Here is a 21,785-nt window from a genome sequence, read left to right as displayed (position 1 = left end):
GCGGGTGGTCGCACCTTCGAGAACTTGCAACTGGGTAACGAGGCGTCGGTCAAAGTCACCGACACCATCGACGAAGTAGTCGCGAAACTGACTGCGACCGACTCCGTGGCCGAAGGCGGTCAGATCACCTACACCGTGACCCTGACCAACAAGGACGGCCTGCCAATCGACAAGCACGGCGCGCTGACCTTCACCCTGGACGATGGCAAAACCACCATCACCATCCCGGCCAATGGTACGACCGGCTCGGTCACCGTCATCGCACCTGACAACGTCTACATCGGCGCCAACGACCCGGTCGTCAAGTCGATCGCGGCGGTCAGCGGTCCGGATGTCTGGAAATTCGAGCAGCTGACCTTGGACAAGACCCCGGTCAGCACCGCAGTCACCGACGAGCCAGGCTCGGGTACGCCAGGCAATGACAACCAGGGTGATCTGGTTCTGGTTAACATCGTGGCCAATCAGGTCTCGGTCAACGAGGCCACGCCACCCCTGTTCACCCTGACCCTGAACCGCGTGCTGGACAAGGATCTCACCGTCACCCTGAGCAACAACGCCACTGTTGTGTTCAAGGCCGGCGAGACCAGCAAGTCCTATGTCGCACCTGCCCAGGGTGATGACGTCTTCAAGGACGAAGGCAAGATCCAGATCGGCATCGTCAAGGCCGAAGTGCCGAATGCTACCTTCGAGAACCTGGTGCTAGGCGCACCTGCATCGGTCGATGTCACCGACACCATCAGCAAAGTCACGGCTGTGCTGGCTGTGGATAACACCTCGGTCGTCGAAGGCGGGAAGATCACCTACACCGTGACCTTGATCAGCGAAGACAGCGACCTGCCGGTGACTGGCCACGGCGGCGTGACCGTTACCTTGACCGGTGGCACCCAGGTGTTCATCGCCGCTGGCTCTGCCACGGGTACCGTCACCATCAATGCCCCGGATGACGTTTACGTCGGCGGCCAGCCGGCGGTCACCAAGTCGATTACCGACATCACGGTCGCAGGCGCCAAGCAATTCGAAAACCTGGTGGCGGACAAGTCGCCGGTCACCACCACCGTGCACGACGAACCTGCCGGCCAGGGCGACCTGGTGCAGGTCAATATCGTCGCCAACCAGGTGTCGGTGAACGAAGCCACGGCACCGACCTTCACCCTGAGCCTGAACCGTGCACTGGACAAGGACCTGACCGTCACCCTGAGCAACAACGCTACCGTTGTGTTCAAGGCTGGCGAGATGACCAAGACCTACACCGCCGCTGCGCAGGGCGATGACGTGTTCAAGGACGAAGGCAAGATCGAGGTCGGCATCGTCAAGGCAGAGGTGCCGAACGCCACCTTCGAGAACCTGGTGCTGGGCGCCCCTGCCTCGGTCAACATCACCGACACCATCAGCAAGGTCACCGCTGTGCTGGCTGTGGATAACACCACTGTGGCTGAAGGCGGCAAGATCACCTACACCGTGACCTTGGTCAGCGAAGACAACAACCTGCCGGTCACCGGCCATGGTGGCGTGACCGTCACCCTGACCGGCGGCACGCAGGTGTTCATCGCCGCCGGGTCTGCCAGCGGTACCGTCAGCATCAACGCACCGGATGACGTATACGTCGGCGGCCAGCCTGCAATCACCAAGGCCATCACGGATATCAGTGTGGCCGGTGACAAGCAGTTCGAGAACCTGGTGGCCAGCAAGGCGGCAGTCACGACCACCGTCACCGACGAGCCGGCTGGGCAGGGCGACCTGGTGCAGGTGAACATCGCTGCAGACCAAGTGTCGGTCAACGAAGCCACTGCGCCGACCTTCACCCTGAGCCTGAACCGTGCGTTGGACAAGGACCTGACCGTCACCCTGAGCAACAACGCTACCGTTGTGTTCAAGGCTGGCGAGATGACCAAGACCTACACCGCCGCTGCGCAGGGCGATGACGTGTTCAAGGACGAAGGCAAGCTGGAGATCGGCATCGCCAAGGCCGAGGTGCCGAACGCCAAGTTCGAGAACCTGGTGCTGGGCTCCCCTGCCTCGGTCAACATCACCGACACCATCAGCAAGGTCACCGCTGTGCTGGCTGTGGATAACACCACTGTGGCTGAAGGCGGCAAGATCACCTACACCGTGACCTTGGTCAGTGAAGACACCAACCTGCCGGTGACTGGCCATGGTGGCGTGACCGTCACCCTGACCGGCGGCACCCAGGTGTTCATCGCCGCCGGCTCTGCCAGCGGCACCGTCACCATCAATGCGCCGGATGATGTGTATGTCGGTGGCCAGCCTGCAATCACCAAGGCCATCACTGACCTCACCGTCGCCGGTGACAAGCAGTTCGAGAACCTGGTGGCGAGCAAGAACACGGTCACCACGGCGGTGACCGATGAGCCGGCCGGCCAGGGTGACCTGGTACTGGTCAACATCGTGGCCAACCAGGCCTCGGTCAATGAAGCCACGCCGCCTCTGTTCACCCTGACCTTGAACCGCGTGCTGGACAAAGACCTCACCGTGACCCTGAGCAACAACGCCACCGTTGTGTTCAAGGCCGGGGAGACCAGCAAGTCCTACGTCGCGCCAGCTCAGGGTGATGACGTGTTCAAGGACGAGGGCAAGCTGGAGATCGGCATCACCAAGGCCGAAGTACCAAACGCCAAGTTCGAGAACCTGGTGCTGGGCGCGCCTGCCTCGGTCAACATCACTGACACCATCAGCAAGGTCACTGCTGTGCTGGCTGTGGATAACACCACCGTCGTCGAGGGTGGCAAGATCACCTACACCGTGACGCTGGTCAGTGAAGACACCAGCCTGCCTGTGACAGGCCACGGCGGCGTGACCGTGACCCTGACCGGTGGCACGCAAGTGTTCATTGCCGCGGGTTCCGCAAGCGGTACGGTCAGCATCAATGCGCCGGATGACGTGTACGTCGGTGGCCAGCCTGCCATCACCAAGGCCATCACCGACATCAGCGTTGCCGGTGACAAGCAGTTCGAGAGCCTGGTGGGCAGCAAGACTGCCGTGACCACGACCGTGACCGACGAGCCGAGCGGCCAGGGCGACGTGACCACCGTCGGTATCAGTGGCACCACCTCGCTCACCGAAGGCGAGACGGCGCACTACACCCTGACGTTGAGCAACCCGTCCCAGTCCGAAGTCACTGTGACCCTCAGCTACTCGGGCACGGCCAAGAACGGCGAAGACTTCACGGGTGTCACCACCGTGAAAATCCCGGCCAACAGCTCCGGCGTGACCTTCGATGTGCCGACGATCGACGACAAGCTGGTCGAAGGCACCGAGAACTTCACGGTCAAGATCGAAAGCGCCACCGGTGGCAACTTCGAAAACCTGCAGGTAAACGGCAGCAAAGGCAGCGTCACCACCGCCATCCTCGACAACGACAACCTGCCGGTATCACCAGGCGGTGCCGTGTATGGCGTGGAAGACACCGACTACGTATTCGCCTGGGGTGACTTCAAGGTCACCGACCCGGATGGCAATACCGGTCTGGCCGTGACCATCACCTCGCTGCCGGCTGCAGGCAGCCTCAAGTACTTCAACGGCAGCAGCTGGACCAACGTTACTGTCGGCCAAGTGATCAGCCAGGCCGATATCGCCGCCAGCAAACTGAAGTTCGTGCCGCTGCTCAACCAGTCCGGCGCTGATGGCTACGGTGGCACCGGCGTGGGCAACCAGCAGGCTGACTACGCGCAGTTCAAGTACAAGCCCAACGACGGGACCAACCTGGGTACCGAAACGACCATGAAGGTCGACATCAGCCCTGTGGCAGACATGCCGACGCTGGCCATCGGCAGCGCCGATGTAGTGTCCAAAGGCTTGACCAAGGAAGTGTGGACCACCCTGAAGGACTTGGGTACCAACGGCAATGGCATCACCGGTGATGCACTGAAGACGGTCTTTGCTAACTCCGGCAGCGCCACCTCCAGTGCTACCACCACCAACGTCCAGTCCGACGGCAGCGTGAATGGAGGCAGCGGTTCGAAGACCTCCGGCCTGATCTACCTGGAAGCTGGCAAGACCTACACCTTCAGTGGTACTGCCGACGACAGCTTCCTGGTCAATATCGGTGGCAAGACCGTGGTCACGGCCACGTGGGGCGGCGGCGGCCAGGTGACGGGGTCGTTCACGCCTACGGCGACCGGCTACTACCCGATCGAGGTCTACCATGCCAACCAGTCCGGCCCGGGCAGCTATGACCTGAACATTCAGGTCGGCTCTGGCGGCGTGACCGACCTGAGCAGCGCAAACATCCGCATGTACCAGAACGTGACCGAGATGGCCAACGCTGGTCTGAGCGTGTCAGACGCGCACACGGTCAACGGCCAAACCTACTACGATGGCTACAAGCTCAACGAAGGCCCAGAGAACGGTACGGTGAAACTGGTCGGTATCTCGACTGCCCTGACCGATACCGACGGTTCCGAGACGCTGAGTGTCAAGCTATCCGGCATCCCGGCGGGGGCGGTGGTCAGCGATGGTGCTGGCCATACCGCTACCGTTGGCGCCAGCGGCGTCGATGTGACCGGTTGGAAGTTGGGCAGCCTCACCATCAAGCCACCGGCCTACTACCAAGGCCAGTTCGACGTGAAGGTCACCTCTACCTCCACGGAGAGCGTGGGCGGCAGCAAGGCGGTCAACGAAGGCACGATCAAGGTCACGGTGTACCCTGATACCTACTCGGCGACCAACCTCACGGCCGAGAGCGATACGTTCACCGGAACGGGCGCCAACGAGATCATCGTCGCCGACATCAGCGGCCTGCATGTGGTCCCAGGTCAGAACTACAACCTGGCCTTCATCGTGGATACCTCGGGCAGCATGAAGGACTCCGTGGACCCTGCGCAGAAAGCACTGCAGTCGGTCTTCACCACGCTGTCCAACAGCGTCAAAGGGGCAACGTCCGGCACGGTCAACGTGTTGCTGGTGGACTTCGCCACTCAGGTGAAATCCACCGTTGCGGTCAACCTGTCCGACAGCAATGCCCTGCAGACGCTGAAAAATGCCCTGACGGCCATGACGGCCAAAGGTGGCACCAACTACGAGGACGCCTTCAAGACGACGGCCAACTGGTTCCAGAACCTCAAGGATTCTGGCGTTACCGGCAACAATCAGACGTTCTTCATCACCGACGGCGAGCCAACTTACTACCAGACCGGTGAGCGTGGTAACCCGGCGCTGCTCAGCAGCAAGGGCATCATGATGGATGCTTACCTGTCGTCCATTAACTACAAGCTCGGCCAGACCGTGAACGTCAACCTGGACAGCAGCAACGTCCTGAACATTGACAGCTCGGGGTACCTTACGGTTACCAGATACGGCTTCTGGAGCTCGACCCAGACGTTGTCAGGCACATTGCACGCGCAGGGCGACGGCACTTATGAGCTGTCCAGCCTGGCAGGCCAGGGCAGCTACGCCGATGCTGACACGATTACCAACTCCCAGAACGCGTATGCGTTACTCAAAGGGTTGTCGCCCACCATCGAGGCGATCGGCATCGGCAGCGGCGTCAACACCGATGACCTCAAGCCGTACGACTCCGATGGCAAACCGCAGAGCAACATCGATGCCTCCAACCTGGCCAACGCCATTCTGGGCCACACCGAGGCCATCCAGCCTGGTAGTGACACCGTCAATGGTGGCGATGGCAACGACATCCTGTTCGGCGACGTGATCACCATGCCGTCGGTGGCGGGTAACGGTATCGAAGCGCTGCAGAACTATGTGGCGATGAAGACCGGCGTCGATGCCAGCGCGGTGGACAGCAAGGCGATGCACCAGTACATCTCCGAGCACTACACCGAGTTCGATATCTCCGGGCCCAATGGCGGCAACGACATCCTGTCGGGCGGTAACGGTAACGACATCCTGTTCGGTCAGGGCGGCAATGACATCCTCGATGGCGGCAAAGGCAATGACATCCTGTTGGGTGGCTCAGGCAACGACACCCTCATCGGCGGCCCGGGTGACGACATCCTGATCGGCGGCAACGGTGCCGATACCTTCGTCTGGAAGGCCGGCGATTATGGCAATGACGTCATCAAAGACTTCAACCGCTCCGAAGGTGACCGCATCGACCTCAAGGACCTGTTGCAAGGCGAGAAAGGCAGCACCATCGACAACTACCTCAAGCTGTCGACCGTGGAGGGCACCACGACGCTGCAGGTCAGCAGCGAAGGCAAGCTCAACACCGATGGCGGGCTGGCCAACGCTGACGTCACCATCAAGCTCGAAGGTGTGAACTGGTCCAACCAGACGATCAACTCGTTGATCAGCGGTGCCGACCCGACCATCATCATCCACAACAAAGACAGCTGATGGCCCATCACCGGGGCAACCGTAAAAGGTTGCCCCGGTATGTCTTCACCTGGCGCAACTGCCTGGGCAGGCCTTCCCGCCACGCACTCACACAGCGCATACTTTCGCGCCGCATCCACGCGTACGGCGCTTTTTGCCTATGCTGCTGTCTACCCTGAAGGAATCCATGTGACGAGGGACATCGCCATGTTCTACGTGCAACGCGACGCCGCTGGCCAGTTGCAGCGAGTGGAAGCTGCTGCGTTCGACGAATTTACCGAAATGCTTCCGGCCGACCATGCCGACATCCAGGAATGGTTTGCCGATGACGTCGTGGAAAACAGCCTCAATCAGCTCAAGCAAAGCGACCTGGACATGATCCGGGTGCTTGAAGACCTGATCGATGTCCTGACCGCCAAAGGCGTGTTCAAGATCACCGATCTGCCACCTGGCGCCCGGGCCAAACTGCTCAACCGTTCGACGGCGCGCAAGGCGCTGAGCAGCCTCAACAACCTGATAGATGAAGAAGAAGAGAGTGGCCTGATCTGACACCCAGCCCATGCACCGGCCGGACTATGGTTATGCTTTAAAGGTATTTAAAATATATTTCTTATGACCTTATAGTTCACTCACTGCGTACCCGTCGACCAATCGATGCGCCGCACGACTCGAACCCACACGGGAGTCCCCCGTGCGTTTCCGATCGTCGCGCGTCATGAAGTCGCGCACTGCGTGGGAGTGAAACATGCCAGCCGCCTTGAACGCCCTGTCGCTCATCGATAGCGCGCCGTCACAACTTTTTGAAGTCCACCCGTTCGCCGGCGCCGTCGGCGCCGAAGTCATCGGCCTCGACCTATCCAGGCCGCTCAATGCCCAGGACTTCGCGCGTATTCATCGCGCTCACCTCGATCATCATGTTCTGGTTTTTCGCGATCAGTGCATCACGCCTGAACAGCAAATCGCGTTCAGCCGCCGCTTTGGCGAACTGCAGATTCATGTGCTCAAGCAGTTCCTGCTCGAAGGGCACCCTGAAATCCTGATTGTTTCCAACATCATCGAGAACGGCCAGAACATCGGCCTGGGCGATGCGGGCAAGTTCTGGCACTCGGACCTCTCCTACAAGGCACTGCCCAGCTTGGGCTCGATGCTGCATGCCCAAGAGCTCCCCGACGAGGGCGGGGATACGTTGTTCGCCGACATGCACAAGGCCTGGGACGCAGTACCCGCTGCGCTACGCACGCTGGTAGCCGGGCGCAGTGCCGCTCATTCCTACACCGCCCGCTATGCCGAAACCCGATTCGAAGGCAATTGGCGCCCTGCATTGACAGCCGAGCAACTGGCTCAGGTGCAGGAAGTCATCCACCCCGTCGTGCGTACCCACCCCGAAACCGCTCGCCAGGCATTGTTCGTCAGTGAAGGGTTCACCACCCGCATCGTCGGGCTGCCGGAGGACGAAAGCCGGGATGTCCTGCAGCAGCTGTATGCCTTGAGCGTGCTGGAGCACAACGTCTACCGCCATCAATGGCAGCCCCACGACTTGGTGTTCTGGGATAACCGCTCCCTGATCCACCTGGCTGCCGGTTGCCCTGCACACCTGCGGCGCAAGCTCTACCGCACCACCATCCAGGGCGATGCCCCGTTCTGACGACAAGGATTCCATCATGCGCAAATCCATCAGCCGCCTGGCGGCAAGCATCGGGCTGGGCGCAAGCCTCGTCATTGGCAGTCTCGCGGCCCCCGCCGTCGCCCAGGCAGAAGGCAAGATTCGTATCGCCGAACAGTTCGGCATCGTCTACCTGCTGCTCAATGTGGTGCGTGACCAGCACCTGATCGAAAAGCACGGCAAGGCGCAAGGCATCGACATCGACGTCGAGTGGGCACAGCTTTCCGGTGGCTCGGCCATCAACGACGCATTGCTGTCCGGCTCGGTGGATATCGCAGGTGCTGGCGTAGGCCCGCTGCTCACCGTCTGGGATCGAACCCGAGGGCGACAGAACGTCAAGGCCGTGGCTTCGCTGGGCAATTTCCCGTATTACCTGGTCAGCAGCAATCCGGCTGTGAAGACCATTGCGGATCTTTCCGACAAGGACCGCATCGCCGTGCCGGCGGTGGGGGTGTCCGTGCAGTCGCGCTTGCTGCAATACGCCGCGGCGCAGCAATGGGGAGACGAGCAATACAACCGCCTGGACAAGTACACCCTGGCGGTTCCTCATCCTGATGCGACGGCCGCCTTGCTGGCAGGCGGTACCGAACTCAACGGGCACTTCTCAAACCCGCCGTTCCAGGATCAGGCGCTGGCCAACAAGAACGTGCACATCGTGCTCGACAGCTACGACTTGCTTGGGCCGAATTCGCCCACGCTGCTGTTTGCCACCGAAAAATTCCGCAAGGACAACCCCAAGACGTACAGAGCCTTCGTCGATGCCATCGCCGAAGCGGCCACGTTTGCCCAGAACGACAAGGCGGCAGCCGCCGATACCTACATCCGGGTGACCAACGCTAAGATCGACCGCGCAAGCCTCATCAAGCTGATCGACAACCCTCGGTACGAATTTACCGTCACGCCAAAGAACACCTACAAGCTCGCCGAATTTCTCTACAGGGTCGGCGCGATCAAGCACAAGCCAGCGTCGTGGAAGGATTATTTCTTCCAGGATGAACACCCGCTGCAGGGGAGCTGAGCCATGACTGCGCCATTGCCAGGCCACACGGTCAGCACCTTGAGCCATCCCATAGCACCGCCGTTGTTGAACGTGCAGGGCCTTACCCTTGAATACCGGACCCGGCAACGGGTAGTACGCGCTACCCATCAGGTCAGTTTCGAGGTGGATCAGGCTGATCGCTTCGTCCTGCTGGGGCCATCCGGTTGTGGCAAGTCAACCTTGCTCAAAGCCGTGGCCGGCTTCATCGAACCCCGTGAAGGACAGATCCTGCTTCAGGGGCAACCCGTCAGCGGCCCGGGACCGGACCGCATCGTGGTGTTCCAGGAATTCGACCAGTTGCCGCCTTGGAAGACAGTGAAGCACAACGTCATGTTTCCACTGTTGGTATCGGGCCAATTGAAGCGGGCCGATGCTGAAGAGCGGGCGCTTCACTACCTGGAGAAAGTCGGTCTTGCAGCCTTTGCCGATGCCTACCCGCATACGCTATCAGGCGGCATGAAAGCGCGCGTGGCGATTGCCAGGGCCTTGGCCACGCAGCCGAAGATATTGCTGATGGACGAACCGTTCGCCGCACTCGATGCACTTACCCGGCGCAAGATGCAGGAAGAGTTGCTGCTGCTGTGGGAGGAAGTACGCTTCACCTTGCTGTTCGTCACCCACTCCATCGAAGAGGCCTTGGTGGTGGGCAACCGCATCTTGCTGCTCACGCCTCACCCCGGCCGGGTACGCGCCGAGGTGCACAGCCACCAATATCACCTGGGCAGCCTGGGGGGCAGCGATTTCCAGGCCAGTGCCCGGCGCATACACCGTTTGCTGTTCGATGAAGCGGCCGACCCCGCTCAAGTCGATGACATTGGTTTCAACGACATCCGCATTGCCTACTGATCAGGAGCTTGAGCCATGACCACAACCCCTGTGCGCCAGGAATACGAGGTGCAGCTGGAGCCATTGCTCAGCGTGCCTGTGGAACGCGACCTGTCGTTGAGTCAGCGCCTCTGGCAGCACGGTTGGCTGCGCAAGGCCGTCATCCTGATAGTTATCGCATTGCTGTGGGAAGCCGTCGCCCGTTATCAGGACAACGACCTGCTGCTACCGACCTTCCTGCAGACAGCTGCCGCGCTGTGGGAAGGCCTGGTCAGTGGAGAGCTGCCGGCCAAGGTCGGCGTGTCGCTGGTGATCTTGCTCAAGGGCTACCTGCTAGGGATTATCCTGGCCTTTGGTCTCACCAGCCTGGCCGTCTCCACCCAGCTTGGGCGCGACCTGCTGAGTACCTTGACCTCGATGCTCAACCCCCTGCCTGCCATCGCCCTGTTGCCATTGGCCTTGCTGTGGTTCGGGCTAGGCGACAACAGCCTGATCTTCGTCCTGGTGCATTCGGTGCTCTGGGCCCTGGCGCTCAATACCTATGCAGGGTTCCAGGGTGTTTCCGACACCCTGCGCATGGCCGGGCGCAACTATGGCCTCAAAGGGCTACGGCTGGTGATGCACATCCTGGTGCCGGCGGCGTTGCCCTCGATTCTGTCCGGGCTCAAGATCGGCTGGGCGTTCGCCTGGCGCACGCTGATTGCCGCAGAACTGGTCTTTGGTGCCAGCAGCGGCAAAGGTGGCCTGGGTTGGTACATCTTTCAGAACCGCAACGAACTCTATACCGACAAGGTGTTCGCAGGCCTTGCGGTGGTCATCCTGATCGGGCTGCTGGTTGAGGGGCTAGTCTTCAACACCCTGGAGCGCCTGACGGTCAAGCGCTGGGGCATGCAGCGCTGAGCTTGCAAGCGCCGGCGTTGGCCGCTCGCATTGGCCAAGGCCAATGCGAGCGTCCCTGGTCATGGTGTTAGATACTGGGCTGCGGCGTTGCTGAGAATCTTGCCGATCTCTTCGCGCAACTGCGCAGGCTGCTCGACCACCAGTTCGTCCCCACGGCTCAAAAGCCACCAGCGCAACGAGCTCCCGTCGCTCACCGTGGCCCGCAGCCGATGCCCCTGGTCATGGGCGATCAACTGCATGTCGCTGCTCAGTGGAGCCTCTCGGAGCTGGCGCGCCAGTGGGTCACTGATGCGCGCCACCAATTCAATGCCTTCGCCCGGTGGCGCTTGCAGCGCTTCTCCTTTGAGATGCGCCAGCAGATCGGTGGTGCCGCGCAGCTCGCTGACAACGCCCGCGGCCCAGTGCCACCCGTAGGGAATGCTCTTGTCGTTGCGCTCCAGCGGGAAGATCAACGACAGGTCATTGAGGTCGCGCTCTACGGTTCGCTTGCTGACGGTAAAGCCCAGGTCTCGTAGCCGACAAGCCAGCTCGGAACTGGTGAGGCCTGGAGAACGGCCCGGTAGCTGGCGCAGCAGCGCCCACTGACGGCTGAGGGTGGCGCGAGTGGTGGCGAACGGCAAAAGGTAACGTCCTTGTCTAGGCTTGCCGCTCTAGGATGGCGGCACGCGAGGGGCATGGCAATTGGCCACGGACCGCTCAGATCAAGTAAGTGACGTTTGGTTGCCTGCATCCGAATCGTTCGCGACAGGTTTTGACGTCCTGTTGCGCAGAATCACGCCTCATCACAGCCGAAGGTTGAGGTTGTGCGTCGTTCAATGAGGATGAACATGTCTGCTGTCGGCAATATCCATTCGCTGCTCGCCCGCCTGCTTCCGGCACAGGTGATCGTTTCGCCCGCTGTCGCCCGACGCCAGCGGCTGTTTGCAGGTGTCGGCATGCCCAGTCAACGGACGATGCTGGTCAGCCGTCTGGACGAAGCCAGTGACCTGCAAGCGGTCTACCAGGATCTGCGCCTGCAAGCCCTGCAGGGGAATGTGGCAGCGCTGAACGACCTGGGTTGGATCTGGCTCAATGGCAAGTACTGGCGTGCTGATACGGTGTTGGCCGGGCACCTTCTGCGCATGGCGGCATTGCAGGGCAGTGCCGTGGCCTGGTTCAACCTGGGGCAGCAGCACTACTTCGGCAAAGGTGTGGATCGTTCCTACACGCAGGCCGCCGAATGCTACCGCCAGGCGTTCGAGCGAGGCATGTCGCATGCGGCCGCTGCGCTGGGAGACTTGTACGAAGAAGAAGTGTGCGATGGCCCTATGCAATGGCAGGTCGATCCGCAGCTGGCCTACCGATGGTTCCTGCAGGGTGCCGAACAGGGTGAGGCACGCTGTCGTTTCGAGGTTGGCTACCGGCTGATTCACGGCCTGCATGTGCAACCGGAGCTCAAGCCGGCATTGTACTGGCTCGAACTGGCGGCCGCTGCGGGTGTGGTGCAGGCGGCAGAAGAACTGGCCGTGCACTTCAGTCGACGCGATCAGGAGCGCTATCAGCAATGGCGCGATCGCGCCGTGCAGATGGGCAGTACCTTGGCCCTGACCATGAAGCTGGAAGACCAAGTTCAGCCTTGAGGCGCTGGCGTGGGTAGCGGTTGGCCTGGCCGTGTGAACAAGATTTCATGCAGGCGCTTCGTCGCCCCCGGTTGACGGAAGGGGGAGCATCAGGCGTATATTGATAGTTAGCAAACTATGAATATATGTGATTCCCATGTCCCTTGATCTTCTGCGTCTTCAGGTCAGCAGTGGCCTGGTCGTTGCCGCTCGGCACTGGCGCCGCATCTGCCACATGGCACTGACCGGCTACGGCATTTCCGAAGCCTGTGCCGCGCCACTGCTGATGATCGTGCGCCTGGGCGATGGCGTGCACCAGGTGGCGGTCGCCCAGGCGGCCGGGCTGGAAAGCCCGTCCCTGGTGCGCTTGCTCGACCAGCTGTGCAGGGCCGGGTTGGTGTTGCGTAGCGAAGATCCGATGGACAGGCGCGCCAAGGCCCTGAGCCTTACGGCTGAAGGGCGCGTGCTGGCCGAGGCCATCGAGGCGGAGTTGGTGAGGGTGCGCGGTGATGTGCTGAGCCGGCTCGATCCAGAGGACCTGCAGGCCACGCTGCGTGTACTGCGCGCATTCGAAGCAGCCGGGCTGGGCAGCACGGGCGGGGTCGCATGAACGGCTTCTTCAGCTCGGTGCCACCGGCGCGCGATTGGTTCTACGGCGTGCGCACATTCGCCGCCTCCATGATCGCGCTATATATCGCCCTGCTCATGCAGTTGCCGCGCCCGTACTGGGCCATGGCGACCGTCTACATCGTTTCCAGCCCCTTCCTGGGGCCTACCAGCTCCAAGGCGTTGTACCGCGCCCTGGGCACCTTGCTGGGCGCCGCTGGGGCAGTGCTGCTGGTACCGCCCCTGGTGCAGTCGCCGCTGCTGCTGAGCATCGCAGTGGCCCTGTGGACGGGGACGTTGCTGTTCCTCTCGCTGAATGTGCGCACGGCCAACAACTACGTGTTCATGCTGGCCGGGTATACCTTGCCGATGATCGCCCTGGCAGTGGTCGATAACCCATTGGCCGTGTTCGACGTGGCTTCCTCGCGGGCCCAGGAAATCTGCCTGGGGATCGTCTGCGCAGCCGTGGTCGGGGCCATTTTCTGGCCACGACGGCTGGCGCCCGTGGTGGTAGGGGCGACAGGCAACTGGTTCAACGATGCCATTCGCTACAGCGACAGCTATCTTGCCCGGCAGCAGAGCACGGTCGATGTCGGTGGCATGCGCGGGGCGATGGTGGCGACCTTCAACTCACTGGAGTTGATGATCGGCCAGCTCGGCCATGAAGGTACCGGCCCCCATACCTTGAAAAACGCCCGTGAGCTACGTGGGCGCATGATCCACCTGCTGCCGGTCATCGACGCGCTGGACGATGCATTGGCGGCCTTGCAAGGGCGCGCTGCGCAGCAATTTGAACACATCCTGCCTGTGCTCGATGCTGCACGTGAATGGCTCAAGGGCACCGCAGACAGCCCCTCTGTCCAGCGGTGGGCAGCTCTGCATCAAAGGATCGACGATCTGCGCCCGGATGCGGCTGCACTGGACCAACGGGCCGAGCTGTTGCTGTCCAATGCGCTCTATCGGCTCACCGAATGGGTAGACCTGTGGCAGGACTGCTGTACCTTGCAGCATGCCCTGCGTACCGACGACGCCACACCCTGGCGCGCCGTTTACCGGCACTGGCGCCTGGCGCGCTTGCGGCCATTCTTCGACCGGGGCCTGATGCTCTACTCGGTCACCTCCACCGTCCTGGCCATCATCGTTGCCTGCGGCCTGTGGATCGGCCTGGGCTGGAATGATGGCGCCAGTGCGGTGATCCTGGCTGCCGTCTCATGCAGCTTCTTCGCGGCGATGGACGACCCGGCCCCACAGATCTACCGTTTTTTCTTCTGGACCCTGTTGTCGGTCATTTTCTCGAGCCTGTATTTGTTCCTTGTGCTGCCCAACCTGCATGACTTCCCGATGCTGGTACTGGCCTTCGCCGTGCCTTTCATCTGCATCGGCACGTTGACGGTACAGCCACGCTTTTACTTAGGGACATTGCTGACCATCGTCAACACCTCGACCTTCATCAGCATCCAGGGTGCCTACGACGCCGATTTCTTCACCTTCCTCAATTCCAACCTCGCCGGCCCGGTTGGCCTGCTCTTCGCGTTCATCTGGACCCTGGTCATGCGCCCCTTCGGTGTGGAGCTGGCTGCCAAGCGCATGACCCGTTTCGCCTGGCGCGACATCGTCGAGGTGACCGAGCACGCAACCTTGGCCGAGCATCGCAAGGTGGGTGTAAAAATGCTCGATCGCCTGATGCAGCATTTACCTCGCCTGTCGCAAACCGGCCAGGACAGCAGCGTGGCGCTACGGGACTTGCGTGTTGGGCTGAACCTGCTCGACTTGCTGGCGTACATGCCGCGTGCCGGTCAGGTCGCCCGTGAACGACTGGCCTTGGTGGTCGCTGAAGTGGGTGCCCATTACGCGGCCTGCCTGCGCGCCGGTGAGCGGCTGCACGCGCCACCTGCACTCTTGCGCAACATGGAAAGGGCCCGGCTGGCGCTCAGTCTCGATGAGCCCTGCGAACGCCTCGACGCCCGCCCGCATTTGTTGCATGCGCTGGCTGGCCTGCGCCTGGCGCTGCTGCCAGGCGTCGAGGTCATGCTCGAGCCTGCGGAGCAACTGCAACTACCGTCTGGCCTGGATGGAGCACCCCTGTGATCGGTGAACTGGATATCAGTGGGGTATTCCTGCCCACGCTGCTGGTGATGATGATTGGAACCTACCTGCTGTTTCTGGGTGTCCACGCCGTACTGGTGCGTGTGCACTTCTATCGCCTGGTCTGGCACCGGGCATTGTTCAACGTTGCCCTCTACGCCGTGCTGCTCGGTGCGGTGGACCACTTCTGTCGAAGCCTGATGCTGCCATGAAAAAACCTTTGCTGACCCTGGGCCGTGTGGTCCTTACTCTGTTGGTCGTGACATTTGCCGCCGTACTCGTCTGGCAGATGGTTGTGTACTACCTGTTCGCACCCTGGACGCGCGATGGCCACATTCGCGCCGATGTGATCCAGATCGCCCCGGACGTATCCGGGTTGATCCAGAAGGTCGAGGTGCGCGACAACCAGACCGTCAAGCGTGGCGATGTGCTGTTCACCATCGACCAGGACCGTTTCACCCTGGCGCTGCGTCAGGCCAAGGCCACGCTCGGCGAGCGTCAGGAAACTTTGGCCCAGGCCTCGCGGGAGGTGAACCGTAATCGTAAGTTGGGCAACCTGGTCGCGGCCGAACAGCTCGAAGAAAGCCAGTCGCGCCAAGCGCGCGCCCGCTCGGCGGTCAGTGAGGCGCAGGTGGCTGTCGACAGTGCCCAGTTGAACCTGGATCGCTCGGTGGTGCGCAGCCCCGTGGACGGTTATCTCAACGATCGCGCGCCGCGCAACCATGAGTTCGTAACCGCCGGGCGACCGGTGCTGTCGGTGGTCGACAGTGCCTCTTATCACGTCGATGGCTACTTCGAGGAAACCAAGCTGGGGGGCATTCACATCGGGGACGTGGTGGATATTCGTGTGATGGGCGACAACACCCGCCTGCGCGGGCATGTGGAAAGCTTTGCAGCCGGCATCGAGGACCGCGACCGCAGCAGCGGCACCAACCTGCTGCCCAACGTCAACCCTGCCTTCAGCTGGGTGAGGCTGGCCCAGCGGATTCCGGTGCGGATCGCCTTTGACGAAGTCCCGCAGGATTTCCGCATGATTGCCGGGCGAACCGCCACCGTCTCGATCGTCGAGGACATGCACCCATGAAACGGCTGATGCTCGCAGGGCTATGCCTGTCGCTCGGCGCCTGCATGACGGTCGGGCCAGACTACGAGCTGCCCAAAGAAGCGGCAATCCAGCGCACTGACCTCAACGGCCCCCTGCGCCAAGATGCCGACAGCGTGGTGTCGGCACCGGTGCCGGAAGATTGGTGGCAGTTGTATCACGACCCGCGGTTGAACGCGCTGGTACGCCAGGCCCTGAGTGCCAATACCGAGTTGCGCGTGGCTGCGGCGAACATCGCCAAGGCCCGTGCGCAGGTCGACATCGCTGAATCTCAAGGAGGCTTCGACGGTGGGGTGAAGCTAGGTGCCCAGCGCCTGCAAGAGTCTGGGGAAGCTTTCTTGCAGCCCGAGAAGGTGCCTGTGGCGAACATCGGCGAGGCGATCATAAGCGCGTCCTACCAGTTCGACCTGTGGGGCACCTTCAAACGCGGTACGGAAGCTGCCAGGGCCAGTGCCGATGCGGTACAGGCCGCAGCGGACACGGCGCGGATCACGCTGGTGGCGGATGTGGTCAAGGCCTACACCCAGGTGTGCTCGGCCAACGAGGAATACCACATTGCCCGTGAGTCGCTCGATTTACAGGCGCAAAGCGTCAAGCTCAGCCAGCGCCTGCGCGATGCGGGGCGTGGTGATGAAACTCAGGTGACGCGGTCGCAAACCCAGTTTAAGTCTTTGGGCGCCGAGCTGCCGCGATTCAAGGCCGAACGTGAGACAGGCCTGTATACCCTGGCCGCATTGCTGGCGGTCCCCATGCAGAAGCTGCCAGCAGGAACTGCCGATTGCTCTGAACTGCCGCAGCTGACTCAGTTAGTGCCGGTGGGCGATGGCGCCGCGTTGCTCAAACGTCGCCCCGACGTACGCCAGGCAGAGCGCCAATTGGCGGCTGCCACCGCCAATATCGGTGTAGCGACCGGCGCGCTTTATCCACAGATCAGCATCGGCGCGCAGGTCGGGACCATCGGCATCCTGGACAACCTGGGCGAGCCTGCGACCAACCGCTGGGGCTTCGGCCCGCAGATCAGCTGGAGCATCCCCACCAACGGCACGCGGGCCCGCATTCGCATGGCTGAAGCGTCCACCCAGGCGGCCTTGGCGAATTTCGATGGTGTGGTACTCAATGCCATACGCGAAACCCAGACAAGGCTGGCTCAATACAGCGCACTGCTGGACCGGCGCGATGCACTGGCCGAGGCAGAGAAGTCTGCTCGGGAAGCGGCCGACCAGACGCACCGGTACTACCAGGCCGGGCGTGAGTCATTTCTGGCGGACTTGCAGGCGACGCGGACCTATACCGACATGCGTGCGCAGTTGGCGGCTGCGAACAGCCAGGTTGCAATGGGGCAGGTTGGCGTGTTTCTGGCGCTTGGAGGCGGTTGGAAGCGTCCCATGGAGCACTGAGGGGTAAATAGAGTCTGTGTAAAAGTATCGAGACAAGGGTCAGGCAAGGCACGCGCAGCCGAGAAAACAGAGTTTACGGTTTGTGAATGAGTGTTCCGCGGCCAATGTACAGCAGGGGCTGCAGCGCAGCCCCAGTCAATCACAAGGTCAGGCCGGCTGGGGCGCTCTCAGAATGTTCTGCAGCAACTGAACACTTTCGACCGCGTCGTGACCCAGGCTGGTCAGGTAGCCCCCGTCGGGTTGATCGGTCAGGCCTTTTTCGTGCAGCCGCTGCGCGGCGGCGATGAGCGTCGGGGATGCGGTGTTGTGAATCTTGATGCCTTCCTGGCTGCTGTCGAGATTGAACAGTGCAAGCACTTCCAGTTCAGCGATCAGTTCGGGTGAAAAGGACATGGCGACTCCTGACTTCCAGACGAGGATAGCGGCACCGCGGGGGTGCCTGAATCTGGAGTGTAGCCGGGTTATTCGTCGTCGCCTTGATCCATCTCAGGAGGCAGTTCGGGTAGCGCGCGCAAGGCGTTTTCATACCACTGGCTGTCGAAGGCTCGGTCCTGCGCCAGCATGTTGTCGATCTCGAAGGCCAGCACGTGGGCCATCAGGTTGAGGATATCCTCGCGCTCATACCCGACCAGTGTCAGCTTGTTGAACGTAGCCTTCGCCGCAGCCGGCTCGCCGCTTTCAATTTGGTTTTCAATGGCCTGGGTCAGCGTGGCTTCGGCGAACGCTTCATCGTCATTGTCGATATCGGTGGGCTCGCTCATGGGATTACTCCTGTCGTGGGCGCTACAGTTTGCCACGTCCGTGGTGGCAATGCCTGGTCATTGACCGGGTGCATGACGCTGGTCAGCCGATGGCCAAAAGGGCTATAAAAGCCCTGCCATTCCCATACGGCCCGGAGGCTGTCGAACCATGCTCAAGCTCCACGGATTCCCTGTCAGCAACTACTACAACATGGTCAAATTGGCCTTGTTGGAAAAGGGCGCGCCTTTCGAAGAAGTCCTGTTCTTCAGCGGTCAGACGCCTCAGGTGCTGGAAGTCAGCCCACGGGGCAAGGTGCCGGTACTGCAGACCGAGCACGGCTTTCTCAGCGAAACCACGGTGATCCTCGACTACATCGAGCAGACCCAGGGCGGCAAGGCGCTGCTTCCCGCTGATCCGTACGCAAAGGCGAAGGTGCATGAGTTGGTCAAGGAGATCGAGCTGTACATCGAGCTCCCTGCGCGTACATGCTACGCCGAAGCATTCTTTGGCATGCCCGTGGAACCCTTGGTCAAGGAAAAGGCGCGCACCGAGCTTCTGGCAGGTTTTGCCACGCTCAAGCGCAACGGGCGTTTTGCACCTTACGTGGCAGGCGGGCAATTGACCCTGGCCGACCTGATGTTCTGCTTCTCGGTCGACCTGGCATGCGCCGTAGGCAAGAAAGTGCTCAACATCGACTTCCTTGAAGATTTCCCTCAGGCCAAGGCATTGCTCGAACTAATGGGGCAGAACCCCCACATGGCGAAAATCGTCGCAGACAAGGAAGCGGCAATGCCGTCCTTCCTGGAAATGATGCGCAACAGGCGCTGAGGCGGCGGGCTAGTCCGACCAGATGGGGGCTTGTGTTACAGCCCCCAACAATCTGAATATTTTTGGCAAAGCGACGGGGCAGGGTAGCCCCCGCCCCGTCACTCAGCGCCGTTAGCGTGCGGCCAGCAACGCCTTGCCGCGCGCCACCGCTGCACGTACCTGCGCCGGTGCCGTACCACCGATGTGATCACGGGCATTTACCGAGCCTTCCAGCGTAAGGACGGCGAATACGTCCTGTTCGATCTGGTCACTGAATTGACGGAGCTCTTCCAGGCTCATCTCTGCCAGGTCCTTGCCGCTATCGACCCCGTACTTCACCGCGTGGCCCACGATTTCGTGACAGTCACGGAACGGCAGGCCACGGCGCACCAGGTAGTCGGCTAGGTCCGTTGCGGTCGAGAACCCGCGCAAGGCGGCCTCGCGCATGATGGCATGCTTGGGTTTGATGGCCGGGATCATGTCGGCGAAGGCACGCAGCGAATCGCGCAGCGTGTCTGCGGCATCGAACAGCGGTTCCTTGTCTTCCTGGTTGTCCTTGTTGTAGGCCAGCGGCTGGCCTTTCATCAGGGTCAGCAAACCAGTCAGTGCACCGAAGACGCGCCCGCTCTTGCCACGCACCAGCTCGGGCACGTCCGGGTTCTTTTTCTGCGGCATGATCGAGCTGCCGGTGCAGAATCGGTCGGGCAGGTCAATGAACTGGAACTGGGCACTGGTCCACAGCACCAGTTCTTCGGAGAAGCGCGAGAGGTGCATCATCGCCACACTGGCGGCGGCGCAGAATTCAATGGCGAAGTCACGGTCCGACACGCCGTCCAGTGAGTTGCCTGCCACGGCTTCGAAGCCCAGCAGCTTGCAGGTCAGCTCACGGTCGATGGGGTAGGTCGTGCCGGCCAGCGCAGCACTGCCCAATGGCATCCGGTTGGTACGCTTGCGGCAGTCGACCAGGCGTTCATGGTCGCGGCTGAGCATTTCGAACCAGGCCAGCAAGTGGTGGCCGAAGGTCACCGGCTGTGCCGTCTGCAGGTGCGTGAAGCCGGGCATGATGGTTTCGGCTTCGCGTTCGGCCTGTTCCAGCAGCCCTTCTTGTAGGCGGGTGATTTCGGCCAGAATCAGGTCAATTTCGTCACGCAGCCATAGGCGAATGTCGGTCGCGACCTGGTCATTGCGGCTACGGCCGGTGTGCAGTTTCTTGCCGGTGATACCAATGCGGTCGGTCAGGCGCGCTTCGATGTTCATGTGCACGTCTTCCAGGTCGACACGCCAGTCGAAGGTGCCAGCCTCGATTTCGCCCTGGATGGTCTTGAGCCCATCGATGATGGTGTCGCGCTCGGCATCGCTGAGCACACCGACTTGCGCCAGCATGGTGGCATGAGCGATGGAGCCCATGATGTCGTGGCGGTACAGGCGCTTGTCGAAATCGACCGAGGCCGTGAAACGGGCGACGAAGGCGTCTACGGGTTCACTGAAGCGGCCGCCCCAGGACTGATTGGTCTTGTCAGTGCTCATGGTTTCACTCATTACAGGCGTGAACGAAAAATTGCCGCGATGATAACAGGGTTAGGCCCAGTGCCGCAGGGCGCCTGCAGGGTGGGCGCGAGGAAAAGGCATAGCGCGCTGTAGGCAACGGAGATTTTACGGATTGAACGGCAGTGTTCCATGGACCGTCTACAGTTTGACAGAGGCGGGCAGCTAATCTGCCAGCCACAGTGAATCTTTGGCTATCGCACCGGTCTAGAGCGTGACACGCAGCGTCGCTTCAAACACAGCTGTCTACGCTTTTAACCGTGCGAGACTCACTCAGGAATCCAGCGCAATTATGAATGTCCTGATCGTTGATGACGAACCCCAAGACCTCAAGCGCCTAAGCCTAATGTTCGGTGAACTCGAGGGTTATACCGTGCTGGAGCCAAGTGCCACCAATGGTGAAGAGGCCCTTGCGCTGATCGAAAGCCTGAAACCCGACATTGTCCTGTTGGATATCGGAATGCCTGGCCTCGATGGTCTGCAGGTCGCCGCCCGACTGTGCGAGCGTGAGGCGCCGCCTGCGCTCGTGTTCTGTACCGGTGATGACGAGTATGGGGAAGATGCCTTCAAGCAAGCCTCCCTTATCTACGTGACCAAGCCTGTTGACGGGCCGGCGCTTCGGGAGGCACTGCGCAAGGCCGAGCGACCAAACCGCGGCCAGCTGGCCGCGCTCACGCGTCCAGGCCACGAGGGCAGTGGCCCTCGCAGCCACATCAGCGCCAGAACCCGCAAGGGCATCGAGTTGATCCCTATCGCTCAGGTCATCTACTTTATCGCCGATCACAAGTACGTGACCCTGCGTCATGAAACGGGCGAAGTGTTGCTCGACGAGCCGCTCAAGGCGCTTGAGGATGAATTTGGCGACCGTTTTGTGCGTATCCACCGCAATGCACTGGTTGCGCGGGAGCGGATCGAACGCCTGCAACGTACACCGCTGGGGCATTTCCAACTGTACCTTCAAGGGCTCGACGGTGATGCCCTGACCGTGAGCCGGCGCCATGTAGCAGGCATGCGCAAGATGATGCAGACCCTCTGAACGCCTGAGCCAGTGACGCGCCAGCACTCATGACAGCCGCACGGGGCGTCCCGCTGGGCCTGTCATTGGCAGCTTCGGCCATGCTGTTGATCCGTATCTGCTAGTGCCGCCGGTGATGCTGTTATCATCGGCGGCATTTCTCTGGTTCGG

The 21,785-nt window shown here is 61.4% G+C and carries 18 protein-coding genes; 14 read left to right on the top strand and 4 right to left on the bottom strand.

Going from position 1 to position 21,785, the window contains the following annotated elements; all coding sequences use genetic code 11:
* The 6 genes from FS777_RS02725 to FS777_RS02700 form a co-directional block, all read left to right on the top strand.
* Positions 1–6,312, top strand: a 6,312-nt coding sequence (locus tag FS777_RS02725; RefSeq protein ID WP_145253879.1) for an immunoglobulin-like domain-containing protein, incomplete at its 5' end; no start/stop codon positions are given.
* Positions 6,313–6,498: 186 nt separating this feature from the next.
* Positions 6,499–6,840 (top strand): hypothetical protein, encoded by a 342-nt coding sequence (locus tag FS777_RS02720; protein WP_058637028.1) that lies wholly within the window; start codon positions 6,499–6,501, stop codon positions 6,838–6,840.
* Positions 6,841–7,036: 196 nt separating this feature from the next.
* Positions 7,037–7,936 carry a TauD/TfdA family dioxygenase gene (locus tag FS777_RS02715; protein WP_145253876.1) on the top strand — a complete coding sequence of 300 codons (900 nt, stop codon included), beginning with the start codon at positions 7,037–7,039 and terminating at the stop codon, positions 7,934–7,936.
* Positions 7,937–7,952: 16 nt separating this feature from the next.
* Positions 7,953–8,972, top strand: a complete 1,020-nt coding sequence (locus FS777_RS02710; protein ID WP_145253873.1) for an ABC transporter substrate-binding protein — start codon at positions 7,953–7,955, stop codon at positions 8,970–8,972.
* A 3-nt stretch (positions 8,973–8,975) separates the two neighbouring features.
* The gene (locus FS777_RS02705; protein ID WP_145253870.1) at positions 8,976–9,839 is read left to right on the top strand and encodes an ABC transporter ATP-binding protein; all 864 of its coding nucleotides are present in this window, start codon (positions 8,976–8,978) and stop codon (positions 9,837–9,839) included.
* Between the two features lie 15 nt (positions 9,840–9,854).
* Complete coding sequence (locus tag FS777_RS02700) at positions 9,855–10,718, top strand: ABC transporter permease (RefSeq protein ID WP_145253867.1); 864 nt, start codon at positions 9,855–9,857, stop codon at positions 10,716–10,718.
* Positions 10,719–10,777: 59 nt separating this feature from the next.
* Here FS777_RS02700 and FS777_RS02695 read toward each other — a convergent pair whose 3' ends face one another.
* A complete protein-coding gene (locus FS777_RS02695; protein ID WP_058637032.1) occupies positions 10,778–11,338 on the bottom strand; it encodes a WYL domain-containing protein in 561 nt (186 codons plus the stop codon).
* A gap of 207 nt (positions 11,339–11,545) precedes the next feature.
* Between FS777_RS02695 and FS777_RS02690 the strand changes: the two genes are divergently transcribed.
* The 6 genes from FS777_RS02690 (at position 11,546) to FS777_RS02665 (ending at position 17,506) form a co-directional block, all read left to right on the top strand.
* On the top strand, positions 11,546–12,337 hold the full coding sequence (locus tag FS777_RS02690) for a tetratricopeptide repeat protein (RefSeq protein WP_078477804.1): 792 nt from the start codon (positions 11,546–11,548) through the stop codon (positions 12,335–12,337).
* A 136-nt stretch (positions 12,338–12,473) separates the two neighbouring features.
* Positions 12,474–12,926 carry a MarR family winged helix-turn-helix transcriptional regulator gene (locus FS777_RS02685; RefSeq protein ID WP_058604673.1) on the top strand — a complete coding sequence of 151 codons (453 nt, stop codon included), beginning with the start codon at positions 12,474–12,476 and terminating at the stop codon, positions 12,924–12,926.
* A complete protein-coding gene (locus tag FS777_RS02680) occupies positions 12,923–15,010 on the top strand; it encodes an FUSC family protein (protein WP_058637033.1) in 2,088 nt (695 codons plus the stop codon). The genes FS777_RS02685 and FS777_RS02680 overlap by 4 nt, the downstream gene beginning before the upstream one ends.
* Positions 15,007–15,219, top strand: a complete 213-nt coding sequence (locus FS777_RS02675) for a DUF1656 domain-containing protein (protein ID WP_023535833.1) — start codon at positions 15,007–15,009, stop codon at positions 15,217–15,219. The genes FS777_RS02680 and FS777_RS02675 overlap by 4 nt, the downstream gene beginning before the upstream one ends.
* A complete protein-coding gene (locus FS777_RS02670; protein WP_058604675.1) occupies positions 15,216–16,091 on the top strand; it encodes an HlyD family secretion protein in 876 nt (291 codons plus the stop codon). Before FS777_RS02675 ends, FS777_RS02670 begins: the two co-directional genes overlap by 4 nt.
* Positions 16,088–17,506, top strand: coding sequence for an efflux transporter outer membrane subunit (locus tag FS777_RS02665; RefSeq protein WP_078477806.1), 1,419 nt, complete (start codon positions 16,088–16,090; stop codon positions 17,504–17,506). The genes FS777_RS02670 and FS777_RS02665 overlap by 4 nt, the downstream gene beginning before the upstream one ends.
* 147 nt (positions 17,507–17,653) lie before the next feature.
* Here FS777_RS02665 and FS777_RS02660 read toward each other — a convergent pair whose 3' ends face one another.
* Entirely contained in the window at positions 17,654–17,899 is a 246-nt protein-coding gene (locus tag FS777_RS02660; protein ID WP_023535777.1) for a TIGR02647 family protein, read from the bottom strand.
* A 68-nt stretch (positions 17,900–17,967) separates the two neighbouring features.
* On the bottom strand, positions 17,968–18,267 hold the full coding sequence (locus FS777_RS02655) for a hypothetical protein (protein WP_058637035.1): 300 nt from the start codon (positions 18,265–18,267) through the stop codon (positions 17,968–17,970).
* 148 nt (positions 18,268–18,415) lie between these two features.
* On the opposite strand from FS777_RS02655, the gene FS777_RS02650 reads away from it, so the two are divergent.
* A complete protein-coding gene (locus FS777_RS02650) occupies positions 18,416–19,075 on the top strand; it encodes a glutathione S-transferase (RefSeq protein ID WP_058637036.1) in 660 nt (219 codons plus the stop codon).
* Between the two features lie 111 nt (positions 19,076–19,186).
* Here the strand turns inward: FS777_RS02650 and argH are convergent, their stop codons facing one another.
* A complete protein-coding gene (argH, locus tag FS777_RS02645) occupies positions 19,187–20,581 on the bottom strand; it encodes an argininosuccinate lyase (RefSeq protein WP_058604679.1) in 1,395 nt (464 codons plus the stop codon).
* Positions 20,582–20,891: 310 nt separating this feature from the next.
* Between argH and FS777_RS02640 the strand changes: the two genes are divergently transcribed.
* Positions 20,892–21,635, top strand: coding sequence for a LytTR family DNA-binding domain-containing protein (locus tag FS777_RS02640; RefSeq protein WP_058637037.1), 744 nt, complete (start codon positions 20,892–20,894; stop codon positions 21,633–21,635).
* The last annotated feature ends 150 nt before the right edge of the window (positions 21,636–21,785 follow it).

The sequence above is a fragment of the Pseudomonas sp. DE0157 genome, from assembly GCF_007678615.1.
Taxonomy (GTDB): domain Bacteria; phylum Pseudomonadota; class Gammaproteobacteria; order Pseudomonadales; family Pseudomonadaceae; genus Aquipseudomonas; species Aquipseudomonas parafulva_B.
This window is presented reverse-complemented; position numbering and strand designations above follow the sequence as displayed.